An 11804-nucleotide genomic window follows, 5' to 3' on the forward strand; every position below is an offset into this window, starting at 1 on the left:
CCGCCTTCGTCACGGTCGCGGTTCGGGCCGGAGGCCCGCGGCGGGTCGGATCTTAGGGGTGTCGCATAGAAAAAGTCGCGGGCGCCGAAGGGCGCCCGCGAGGTCGGTCAGGAGAGATCTTGTAACCGATTGACGCTCAGAATGTCCAGTTGTTTCAGTGCCAGACAGGTCGCCTCGGCGCCGGAGATCGTCGTGGTGTAGCTGACCTTATGCTGGAGCGCGGAACGGCGGATCGCCGCCGAATCGGCGATGGCTTGAGAACCCTCGGTCGTATTGACGATGAAGTCGACCTCGTTGTTCTTGATCATGTCGACGACGTGCGGGCGCCCCTCGGCGACCTTGTTGACGCCGACGCAATCAAGACCGGCCTCGCGCAACGACTGTGCGGTGCCGTGGGTACCGTAAAGGGTAAAGCCGAAACCGACCAGATCCCGAGCAACCCGAATGAGGCGAGCCCGGTCGGCCAAGCGGACGCTCAGAAGCGCCGTTCCGCCGAGTCGCGGCAGGAGTGTCCCCGCGCCTTCCTGTGCCTTGGCATAGGCCTCCCCAAAGGACTCGCCGACACCCATGACCTCGCCGGTGGACTTCATCTCGGGGCCGAGCTGGGTGTCCACGCCCGGAAACTTGATGAAGGGAAAGACCGCCTCCTTGACGAAATAGTGCTTGGGCATGCGCTCGCGACGCAGACCCTGCTCGGCGAGTGTCTTGCCGACCATGCAGCGCGCGGCCACCTTCGCGAGCGGCAAACCGATCGCCTTGGAAACGAAGGGGACGGTTCGCGAGGCACGCGGGTTGACCTCGAGGATATAGACATCCTCGCCCTTGACGGCGAACTGCGCATTCATCAGGCCGACGACCTTGAGCGCATGCGCCATTTGGGCCATCTGCTCGCGCATCCGGTCCTGGATCGAGGGGGACAGGGTATAGGGCGGCAGCGAGCAGGCCGAATCGCCCGAGTGCACGCCGGCCTGCTCGATGTGCTCCATGATGCCGCCGATCAGCACATCCTTGCCGTCGCAGATGGCATCGATGTCGACCTCGATGGCGTCGTCGAGAAACCGATCGAGCAAGACAGGGGACTCGTTGGAGACCCGCACCGCTTCGCGCATGTAGCGGTTCAGCTCGGACTCGTCGTAGACGATCTCCATCGCCCGCCCGCCCAGCACATAAGATGGTCGCACCACCAGGGGATAGCCGATCCGCGCGGCCCGCTCGATCGCCTCGGCCTCGCTGCGCGCGGTGGCGTTTGGCGGCTGGCGAATCCCGAGCTCCTGGATCATCTGCTGGAAGCGCTCGCGATCCTCGGCGAGATCGATGCTGTCCGGGCTGGTGCCGATGATGGGCACACCGGCCGCTTCCAGATCGCGCGCGAGCTTCAAGGGGGTCTGACCGCCGTACTGGACGATGACGCCGAGCGGCTTTTCTTTGGCGACGATTTCGAGCACGTCCTCCAGGGTCAGGGGCTCGAAATAAAGCCGGTCGGAGGTGTCGTAATCGGTCGAGACAGTCTCGGGGTTACAGTTGACCATGATGGTCTCGTAACCGTCGTCGCGCAGGGCAAGGGCGGCGTGAACACAGCAATAGTCGAACTCGATGCCCTGACCGATGCGGTTCGGACCGCCGCCGAGGACCATGATCTTTTGGCGCTCGCTCGGCTCGGCCTCGCACTCTTCCTCGTAGGTGGAGTAGAGATAGGCGGTGCTGGAGGCGAACTCGGCCGCGCAGGTGTCCACCCGCTTGTAGACCGGCCGCAGCCCCTGACCGTGCCGCAGTGCGCGGATCTCATGCTCGGTGGTGCCGACCAGCTGTCCGATCCGCCGGTCCGAGAAGCCCTTGCGCTTGAGCAGACGCAGCTGATCGCGACCCAAGGCTTCATGACCGGCCGTGCGCACGTGCGCCTCGGTGTGCACCAGATCCTCGACCTGAGCCAAGAACCAGGGGTCGATCTTGGACAGCTCGTGGATCTCCTCCAGGCTCATCCCGAGACGGAAGGCGTCGGCGAGATAGAAGATCCGCTCGGCCCCGGTCTGGCGCAGCTCGTGGCGAACACGCTTGGCTGCGTCCGGCTCACGTGGATCAACGATCTCCTCGAGACCGTAGCGGTCGATCTCTAGACCGCGCACCGCCTTTTGCAGCGACTCCTGGAAGGTGCGGCCGATCGCCATCACCTCGCCGACCGACTTCATCTGGGTCGTCAGACGCGCATCGGCCTGCGGGAACTTCTCGAAGGCAAAGCGCGGGATCTTCGTGACGACATAGTCGATGCTGGGCTCGAAGGAGGCCGGCGTCGTCCCGCCGGTGATCTCGTTGCGCAGCTCGTCGAGCGTGTAGCCCACCGCCAGCTTGGCCGCGACCTTGGCGATCGGAAACCCGGTCGCCTTGGAGGCCAGCGCCGAGGAGCGCGACACCCGCGGATTCATCTCGATGATGATCAGGCGACCATCGGCAGGATTGACCGCGAACTGCACGTTCGACCCACCGGTATCCACCCCGATCTCGCGCAACACCGCGATCGAGGCGTCGCGCATGATCTGGTATTCCTTGTCCGTCAAGGTCTGCGCCGGAGCCACCGTGATGGAGTCGCCGGTGTGCACGCCCATCGGGTCGAAGTTCTCGATCGAGCAGATGATGATGCAGTTGTCCGCGCGGTCGCGGACCACCTCCATCTCGAACTCCTTCCAGCCCAGCGCCGACTCCTCGATCAGGAGCTCTTTGGTCGGCGAGAGGTCGAGTCCACGCCGGCAGATCTCCTCGAACTCCTCCGGATTGTAGGCGATGCCGCCGCCGCTGCCGCCCATGGTGAAGGACGGCCGGATGATGGTTGGGAAGCCGATCGATGCCTGGACCTGGATCGCCTCTTCAAGACTGTGGGCAATTGCCGAGCGGGGCATGTCCAGCCCGATCTTGCGCATCGCCTTGCGGAAGAGGTCGCGGTCCTCGGCCTTGTCGATCGCCTCGCGGGAGGCGCCGATCAGCTCGACACCGAAGCGCTCGAGCACGCCCTCGCGCACCAGATCGAGCGCGCAGTTGAGCGCAGTCTGCCCGCCCATGGTCGGCAGCAGCGCATCCGGGCGCTCGCGCTCGATGATGGCCGAAACCGCGCGCCAGGTGACCGGCTCGATGTAGGTCGCGTCCGCCATCTCGGGGTCGGTCATGATGGTGGCCGGATTGGAGTTCACCAGGATCACCCGGTAACCCTCCTCGCGCAGCGCCTTGCAGGCTTGCGCGCCGGAGTAGTCGAACTCGCACGCCTGGCCGATCACGATCGGCCCGGAGCCGATGATCAGGATGCTGGAGATGTCGGTACGCTTAGGCATGGGGATTCATTCGCCGGTTAAACCGCGCCCAGCGCGGCATGCGATGTTTTTGGATGGGATCGGCTCCGGCAGACTTGACGAGCGCTGGAGTCGGCGCGGTTTAAGAGATCAAAAGCGATATCCTTTTAAACCGCGCCCCCGGTAACGGCCGTGGATGCACCAAACGTCGAACACACTCGAACATCAGCATCTCGCTCCGGGCGCGGTTTATGCCTTGCGGGCGCGCATGAGCTCGATGAAACGATCGAAGAGCGGTGCGAGATCATGGGGACCCGGACTGGCCTCGGGGTGACCCTGGAATCCGAATGCGGGGCGATCACGATGCCGGATGCCCTGCAGACTGCCGTCGAACAAGGAGCGATGGGTGGCCTCGACCGTCGGGGGCAGACTCTCCTCGTCGACCGCGAAGCCGTGGTTCTGGCTGCTGATCATGACCTCGCCGGTGGCGAGGTCCTGCACCGGGTGATTCGCACCGTGATGGCCGAACTTCATCTTCAGCGTGCGCGCGCCGCTGGCGAGGCCCAGCAGCTGGTGGCCGAGACAGATGCCGAAGAGCGGCATGTCGGCATCCAGCAGCTCGCGGATCGCCTCGATCGCATAATCGCAGGGCTCCGGATCGCCCGGACCGTTGGACAGAAAGACCCCGTCAGGCTTCAGACCCAGCACCGTCGTCGCCGGCATGTGCGCGGGGACGACCGTGACGTGGCAGCCGCGCGAGGCGAGCATCCGCAGGATGTTGCGCTTGATGCCGTAGTCGTAGGCGACGACATGGAAGGGCAGACGATCGCCGACCGGATGAATGGACTCGGGATGGCCCTCGCCCAGCACCCAGACGCCTTGGGTCCAGGCATAGGTCTCGGAGGTCGAGGCATGCTGCGCCAGATCCATCCCCTTGAGGCCCGGAAAGCCCTGCGCCTCGCGCAGCGCCGCCGCCTCGTCGATCCCGTCGCCGGCCTGAAGGCAGCCGTTTTGGGCGCCCTTCTCGCGCAGCAGTCGGGTCAACCGTCGGGTGTCGATATCGGCGATGCCGACGATGCCTTGGCGCCGCAGATAGGCGTCGAGACGCTCGGTCATGCGAAAGTTGCTGGGCAGGATCGGCAGGTCGCGGATGATAAGACCGGCGGCCTGAACGCGGTCGGACTCCTCGTCCTCCGGGTTCGTCCCGACATTGCCGATATGCGGGTAGGTCAGGGTGACGAGCTGTCGCAGATAGGAGGGATCGGTGAGGATCTCCTGATATCCGGACATAGCGGTGTTGAACACCACCTCGCCGACGCTCGATCCATCGGCGCCGATCGACGTTCCCCGGAAGACGGAGCCGTCCTCCAGCACGAGTACCGCGGGTTTGCTCAAGGGTTTCTCCGATCCGGGCGGGGGCGTACAAGGGCCGCGACGCGAACGTGGGTGACGGCACAATGTCGCCTGGGCGGGCACACAGGCACCGACCTGACCCGTCGGAATTCTAAAGAAGCCGCGCTCGAGTGTCCATGCGCACCGTGATGACGAACGACGACAAGCCGCAGAACGGCAGGGCCGAAAAGTGCTCGCGCTGCCGGCAGAGGGGTCCGCAACGAGACCTGCGTCTCGGACGCAGTGCAAGAATCAGTATTAAACCGCGCCCGGCGCGGTATGCGATGTTTCGGATGGGATCGGCCAAGGCAGGCATGGCGGCCGTTGGAGCCGACGCGCTTTAATGTACTCGAAAATTTATCATTCTAAACCGCGTCCCCGCTAAGGGCTGTAGATGCACCAAACCTCGAGCACACTCGAAAATCAGCATTTCGCCCCGGACGCGGTTTAGAGCGCCTGCCGCGCCCAGGCGATGATCCCGTTCGTATCCATCGCCCCAGCCGTGCGCGCGACCTCCGCACCCCCGCGAAACAGCGCCAGTGTCGGGATGCTGCGGATGCCGAAACGCGCACCCAGGGCTTGAGCCTCCTCGGTGTTGATCTTGACCAGACGCATGTTCGGCTCGAGCCGAGCGGCGGCGGCCTCGAAGGCCGGGGCCATCATCCGGCAGGGTCCGCACCAGGGCGCCCAGAAATCCACCAGAAGCGGCAGATCGCTGCGCGAGAGATGGCGCGCAAATCGGGGCTCGTCCAGCGCCAGCGGCTGGCCGAGAAACAGCTGACCGTGACACTTGCCGCATTTCGCGGCGGCACCGAGACGCTCCCGAGGAACCCGGTTGACCGCGTCGCAGGCGGGGCAAACAACGTGAAGCGATTCGGACATGGCGATAACTCCTTGCGGTTGGATCCGGATACCCGGCTCGATCGGCTTGAATCGGCCTGATCCGACAGTTATGTTCGACTGTTAAACCGCGCCCGATGCGGTATGCGTCGTTTGTTGGAAGGTCTCGGCCGCGCCAGCTCCGATGACTGTCGGAGCTGGCGCGGTTTAAGATATTCAAAGATATTCAATTTTAAACCGCGTCTCCATAAAGGTCGGAAACATCCGTGAGCCCGACACAACATGACAAAGACGCATGTCGCTCTGGGCGCGGTTTAGATCCACGCCATCCGATCCGTCTTCAGGAGTGTCCCGATCATGGCCGATTCACCGAATATTGTGACCGTTACGGCGGAGAATTTTCAGGCGGTTGTCCTGGATGGCTCGTTCGACCGCCCTGTTCTCGTCGACTTCTGGGCCGACTGGTGTGCGCCCTGCCGCATGCTGATGCCCATCCTCGCCAATCTGGCCGCCGAGTACCGCGGGCGGTTCATTCTGGCCAAGGTCAACACCGAAGAGCAACAGGCACTGGCCGCCGAGTTCGGTATCCGCAGCCTTCCGACGGTGCAGTTGTTCAAGTCCGGGCGCCCCGTAGATCAATTCATGGGCGCCCTTCCCGAGGGTCAGATCCGCGAATTTCTCGACCGGCACATCCCGCGCGCCTCCGACGGGCTCTTGGCTCAGGCGCAGGGTCTGCTGGTGGCGGGCGATCTCGCCGGTGCCCGAGCCCTGATCGATCGGGCACGCGAGGCGGATCCGGAGAATGTACGCCTGGCGCTCGCCGAGCTTCAACTCTTGGCGGCACAGGGCGAGATCGCCGAGGCGCAGGCGGCGATCGACAAGCTCCCGATCGAGCTTGCAGGCGAGCCCGAGGTCTTGGCGCTGCGAGGACAGCTGCGGTTCGCGACGGCGCTCGAGGATGCACCGCCGGAAGCGGAGCTGATCGCGCGACTCTCCGAGGACCCCAAGGACAGCCTGGCCCGCTACCAGCTCGCCGCGCACCAGGTCTTGCGCGGTGATTACGCGTCCGCGCTCGAAAATCTACTGACCCTCATGAAACGCGATCGCGCGTTTCAGGACGACGCCGGACGCAAAGGGATGCTTGCAGTCTTCGATCTGCTCGGCGGCGGCGACCTGGTCGCCGGGTATCGCGCCAAGATGATGAATGCACTCTACTGAGTCGCGTGCCGAGCGATCCTCTCGGGTCGGATGTGTTTTCGGCCTCGTGCGTGACAACGCCCTTTGTGCGACCGGAAATTGCCGTTGTGGTGCCTGGCGCAGCGGTCACTCGGCCCGATGTCGAAAGAGACCGAGGTCTTCCCAAGGATGGCCGAGCCATTGCGGTATCTCATGTGCAGCCTGGTCCCGTGACTCGTCGCAGCATCCGCACACACCGGCCACGGCGATCAGGGTCTCGCCCGAGAACACCAAGGGGACGTAGGGGCGCAACCAGCGCGGGATCCCGGTTTCCTGAAAGAGGTTCTTGAGGGTACGGCGGCGGGATGTCGGCCGCGGCCGGCAGGTCTGCCCGATCGAGCCGAAGCACACCCTTGTGGTTGTGGCCATCTCCGCCCGTCTCGCCTGCTCCGAGCCGCCGCTCGCGTCCGCCCATTGCAGCCACCCGAGCCCCTTCGGAAGCGCGAGCACGGGCGGTACCCCGCTCGGCGCTCGACGGATCATCAATGCGCCGGGAGGCGGCGGCAAGGGCGCGAGGGCGAAGAGGTCGTCTCGATAGCGACGTACCTCGCAACCGAACCAGGCGACCAGCGGATCGGCATCCGCACAAGCCGGAAGGACCTCGTCGAGGATGCGTTCGAGATGGCGCGCGTCGGGCAGCGCGAAGCCGCGGCGACGCAGCCACAGGCGTAATACGGCCTTGCGTCGCGAGCCCCCCAACCCGCCGAGCGCCCGAATCCCGAGTGTGCCCGGATGCGCGCCGGCGCACCTGTCCATCAGCTCCGACGCCAGACCATCAACCAGGTGAGCCGCCTCGGCACAATGACCCGCACTGCGGGAGAGGGTCGCGGAGAGTCCCGGCCAGCGCGCCCTCAGCACGGGGACAACCCTGTTGCGCAGATAATTGCGGTCCATCCGGAGCGATGCGTTGCTCGGATCCTCGATCCACGACAGCCCGAAGAAGCGGACATATTGCGCCAGCGTCGCCCTCGGGACATCCAGCAGTGGCCGCACCAGACGGCCCTGGCCAAGCTCGGACTCGCGCGGCATCGCCGCCAACCCGTGCACCCCGCTCCCGCGCAAGAGTGCGAGCAGCAGCGTCTCGGCCTGATCGTCTTGATTGTGGGCCGTCAGCATGAGATCGCCCGGCCGCAGCACCGCGGCGAGCGCGCGATAGCGTGCCTCGCGCGCCGTCGCCTCGAGGCTCTCTCCGGGGATGGGTTTGAGATGCAGACAGCGCACCACGAGAGGCACCCCGAGTACGTCGCAGATGCGGCGACAGTGATCGGCCCACAGGGGCGAGTCGGGTTGGAGACCGTGGTCGATGTGAATCGCCCGCAGTGTGCCGGGCACGTCATCGGCTCGGGCGGCAGCGGCGTGAAGCAACGCCGTCGAATCCGTTCCGCCGCTGAAGGCGACCCAGCAGTCTCCGAACGGGCCGAGTCGGCACAGCGCCTCGGCCAAGCGCTCCGGGACACGCCCGGTCATGGCCTCACCGCGGCGCCGGGCGTTCGTCCTTGAACTTGCCGTAGCCCATCAAGCGCTTGTAACGCCCGGCGATCAGGACATCCGGGTCGGTCCCGCACAGCTCGTCGAGACGCGCCACCAAGGCGGCCTTGATCGAGGCCGCGGTCGCCTCCGGGTTGCGGTGGGCGCCGCCGAGCGGCTCCTTGATGATCTGATCGATCAGACCCTGCTCGAGCAGCTTGTCCGAGGTGATGGCCATCGCCTCGGCGGCAAGCTGGGCCTTGTCGGCGCTCTTCCAGAGGATCGATGCGCAGCCCTCGGGCGAGATGACCGAGTAGGTACTGAACTGCAGCATGCCCAACCAGTCGCCGACACCGATGGCCAAGGCGCCTCCCGAGCCGCCCTCGCCGACGACCGTGCAGAGGATGGGGGTGCGCAGCCTGGACATCTCGCGAAGGTTGCGTGCGATCGCCTCGCTCTGGCCGCGCTCCTCGGCACCGACACCCGGATAGGCACCGGGCGTGTCGATGAAGGTGAGAATCGGCAGGTCGAAGCGCTCGGCCATCTCCATCAGACGCAGCGCCTTGCGATAGCCCTCGGGACGCGGCATCCCGAAGTTGCGCAGGATCTTCTCCTTGGTGTCGCGGCCCTTCTGATGGCCGATGACCATGACCGGCCGACCCCCGATCCGGGCCAACCCGCCGATGATGGCGGGATCGTCCGCGAAGGCCCGATCGCCGTGCAGCTCATGGAACTCGTCGAAGATCCGCCGCACATAGTCGAGAAGATAGGGCCGCTGCGGATGCCGCGAGAGCTGCGAGATCTGCCAAGGGCTGAGCGCGGAGAAGATGGAATCGGTCAGCGCGACACACTTGGTATGAAGCCGCTCGATCTCTTCTTGGATATTCAGCTCGTTGTCGAAGCCGACGAGCCGCAGCTCTTCGATCTTGGCCTCGAGCTCGGCGATGGGCTGTTCGAAGTCGAGAAAGTTCAGGTCCATAACCACAGGATCGTCGTTGGAAGCTGCGGGAGTCTGGCATTGCCGTCCCGCGAGTTCAAGCCGTCATCGACGATCCTCGGGTTGCCGGCACGCAGCGTAACGACGCGCAAGGCTGCAGCGAAGCGCCCTGCCGGGCGATCGACCCGCACCGCATGAACGATCAAACCGCGTCCGGAGCGAGATGCTGAGTCCCGGGCGAGTCCAATGGTGAGCGCACTCCCCGAACCTCAGCGGGGTCCGGCTTAAAGTTCTTGGTTTTTTAAAATCCTAAACCGCGTCAGCTCGGACGTTGAAAGATCTCGCCGAGGCATCTTCGATCCAAAAACGACGCATACCGCTCCGGACGCGGTTTAGACGCGAATGACACCGGCCTCGAGTAATCCGACGAGGATCAGATAGATCCCGATGACATAGTTGAGGATGTTGGGCTTAACCAAGATGAGCACACCGGCGACCAGCGCGATGATGGTCTGCGCCTTCATGGCCTGCCCCTGGTAGACCAGCAGGAGCCCGAGGGCCCCGATTGCGAGCAGATAGGTCGCCACGGCGTAGTTGAGAACACGCGGAGCGATCAGGATGATGAGGCCCGCAACGATCGCGAGCACGGCCTGCAACGGCCACTGCACGAGGAAGCTCGGGATCTCCATCGGTGTGTCACCTCTTCCGGTATGGTTGAAGCTCGTGGTGCGGCATCGATACGTGGGAATCACGGGGACTCGGGGACACTCGGCAGCGATCCGGAATCAACATGAAACACTTCATTTTGATCCGTCACTTGGCCGAATCAGGGGCTCGCCGATCCGACGAGATCATCCAGGATTGTGCCCATCAGACGATTGGCCTCGGCATAAACGGCCGCATCGACCCCGCGAATGGCCGCCTCGGACTGGATCCAAGGTGCGGGAACCAACTCGTCCCTGCAGTGATCGAGGATCGCCGCGGCGCTCTCCGGCGTGGTTTCCAGGTGGAACTGGAGCCCGACCACCTGTCGGCCGATGCGGAACGCCTGATTCTCGCACGCCGCGCTGCGCGCCAGTCGCACTGCGCCGGGCGGTAGATCGAAGGTCTCGCCGTGCCAGTGGAAGACCCGGCTTTCGGCCGGAAAGCGGCAGCAAGCTTCACCCGGGGCGGCGTCCTCGGAACCCCCAAAAATCGGGAACCAGCCGATCTCCTTCTCGACGTTGGGATAGACGCGGGCACCGAGTGCGTCGGCGATCAGTTGCGCACCAAGGCAGACCCCCAGCACGCGAACCCCGTGGGCGATCGCCTCGCGTAAAAACTGCTTCTCGGCGCGCAGCCAAGGCAACTGCGCCTTGTCGTTGACGCTCATCGGACCGCCCATCACGATGACCAGGTCGAGGCCGGCGACCGGCGGGAGCAGGCCGTCGCCATAGAAGCGCGTGTAGGCCGGGGTCACGCCACGCGACGCCAACCAAGGCGCCATCGCGCCGATGTCCTCGAACGGGACGTGTTGCAGGACCTGAACCCTCATGGATCATCTCCTTAGTCGCATCGGCTGCGGCTCGGATCGCTGTCGGCAGCCGGCGGAAGCGGGTCAATTTGAAACGCAAAGGCGCGAAGGACGCAAAGGGTTTTCGCGGGCCGCCTCGACCCGATACCGGATAGAATGGCGCCCGCCCATGCCCTGATGTGTACTCAGTACGCGCCGGCTTTTCGGCGTCCCGGCATCTAAACCGCATCCAGAGCGAGATGCTGATTTTCGAGTGAGTTCAAGGTTTCTTGCATCCACAGTCCTTAGCAGAGACGCGGTTTAAAATTTATATATTTTTTAATACTTTAAACCGCGCCAGCTCCAGCGGTCATCAAGTCTGCCGGGGCCGACCCCATCCAAAAACATCGCATACCGCGTTGGGCGCGGTTTAAATCACTGTTCAAGATCTCGTTTTTATTCACTCACCACTCACCACGATCGATCACCGATGCTGTCCATCGAAAACCTCTCGAAGCGTTTCGACACCTCCCTGGATCACCCACTCTTCGAGCAGGTCTCCTTGGCCCTCTCGCCGGGCGAGTCGGTCGCCGTGATGGGCGAGTCCGGCGTGGGCAAGTCGACCCTGCTCAACTGCATCGCGGGTCTCGAGCCGGTCGACGGCGGTCGCATCCGACTGCGGAACACGGAGGTGACCGCGCTCGACGAGGACGCCTGCTCGCGGCTGCGTCGGCGCGAGCTGGGGTTCGTGTTCCAAGCGTTCCATGTCCTGCCGCATCTGACCTTGGCCCAGAACGTCGCCCTGCCGCTATGGCTGCTCGACGAGAAGGAGGCCGTCGCCGACCGGCGCGCCCGCGCCATGCTCGAGCGGGTCGGATTGGGTCGGCGCGGCGACGACTGGCCGCGTCATCTCTCCGGCGGCGAGCTGCAGCGTGTCGCCATCGCACGCGCATTGGTGCACGCGCCGGCGGTCGTACTCTGCGACGAGCCGACCGGAAACCTCGACCCCGAACGCGCACAGGGCGTGCTCAAGCTGCTGTTCGAGGGCATCCACAACGCCGGAGCGATCGGGATCCTGGTCACCCACTCGCGCGCGGCGGCCGCCCATGCCGACCGGATCCTGCGGCTGACCGCGAGCGGCCTGGTCGAGGATGCGGGATAAGAC

General features: G+C 64.7%; 9 protein-coding genes and 1 pseudogene. 2 read left to right on the plus strand and 8 right to left on the minus strand.

The genetic code is table 11. From position 1 onward, the window contains the following. Positions 1-107 precede the first annotated feature (107 nt). The 3 genes from carB to trxC all read right to left on the minus strand — a co-directional run bounded on the left by carB (position 108) and on the right by trxC (position 5549). The gene (gene carB / locus BDD21_RS03190) at positions 108-3317 is read right to left on the minus strand and encodes a carbamoyl-phosphate synthase large subunit (RefSeq protein WP_120795916.1); all 3210 of its coding nucleotides are present in this window, start codon (positions 3315-3317) and stop codon (positions 108-110) included. A gap of 207 nt (positions 3318-3524) precedes the next feature. Further along, positions 3525-4670, minus strand: coding sequence for a glutamine-hydrolyzing carbamoyl-phosphate synthase small subunit (gene carA, locus BDD21_RS03195; protein ID WP_120795917.1), 1146 nt, complete (start codon positions 4668-4670; stop codon positions 3525-3527). A gap of 444 nt (positions 4671-5114) precedes the next feature. Continuing rightward, entirely contained in the window at positions 5115-5549 is a 435-nt protein-coding gene (gene trxC, locus BDD21_RS03200) for a thioredoxin TrxC (protein ID WP_120795918.1), read from the minus strand. Positions 5550-5864: 315 nt separating this feature from the next. On the opposite strand from trxC, the gene trxA reads away from it, so the two are divergent. Next, positions 5865-6725 carry a thioredoxin gene (gene trxA, locus BDD21_RS03205; RefSeq protein ID WP_120795919.1) on the plus strand — a complete coding sequence of 287 codons (861 nt, stop codon included), beginning with the start codon at positions 5865-5867 and terminating at the stop codon, positions 6723-6725. Positions 6726-6830: 105 nt separating this feature from the next. Here trxA and tilS read toward each other — a convergent pair whose 3' ends face one another. From tilS to BDD21_RS03225, 5 genes and pseudogenes are all read right to left on the minus strand, one after another. Continuing rightward, positions 6831-8210, minus strand: coding sequence for a tRNA lysidine(34) synthetase TilS (gene tilS / locus BDD21_RS03210; RefSeq protein ID WP_120795920.1), 1380 nt, complete (start codon positions 8208-8210; stop codon positions 6831-6833). Positions 8211-8214: 4 nt separating this feature from the next. Beyond that, a complete protein-coding gene (accA, locus tag BDD21_RS03215) occupies positions 8215-9189 on the minus strand; it encodes an acetyl-CoA carboxylase carboxyl transferase subunit alpha (protein WP_120795921.1) in 975 nt (324 codons plus the stop codon). Between the two features lie 350 nt (positions 9190-9539). Then, on the minus strand, positions 9540-9671 hold the full coding sequence (locus BDD21_RS28490; protein WP_245969879.1) for a DUF3096 domain-containing protein: 132 nt from the start codon (positions 9669-9671) through the stop codon (positions 9540-9542). Between the two features lie 33 nt (positions 9672-9704). Then, positions 9705-9836: pseudogene (locus BDD21_RS28495) on the minus strand (DUF3096 domain-containing protein); the annotation flags it as partial. Between the two features lie 137 nt (positions 9837-9973). Further along, positions 9974-10681, minus strand: coding sequence for a type 1 glutamine amidotransferase (locus tag BDD21_RS03225; RefSeq protein WP_120795923.1), 708 nt, complete (start codon positions 10679-10681; stop codon positions 9974-9976). A gap of 448 nt (positions 10682-11129) precedes the next feature. Here BDD21_RS03225 and BDD21_RS03230 point away from each other — a divergent pair, with 448 nt between their 5' ends. Next, positions 11130-11801, plus strand: a complete 672-nt coding sequence (locus tag BDD21_RS03230) for an ABC transporter ATP-binding protein (RefSeq protein ID WP_120795924.1) — start codon at positions 11130-11132, stop codon at positions 11799-11801. Positions 11802-11804: the final 3 nt, after the last annotated feature.

The organism is Thiocapsa rosea (assembly GCF_003634315.1).
GTDB classification, from domain to species: Bacteria; Pseudomonadota; Gammaproteobacteria; order Chromatiales; family Chromatiaceae; genus Thiocapsa; species Thiocapsa rosea.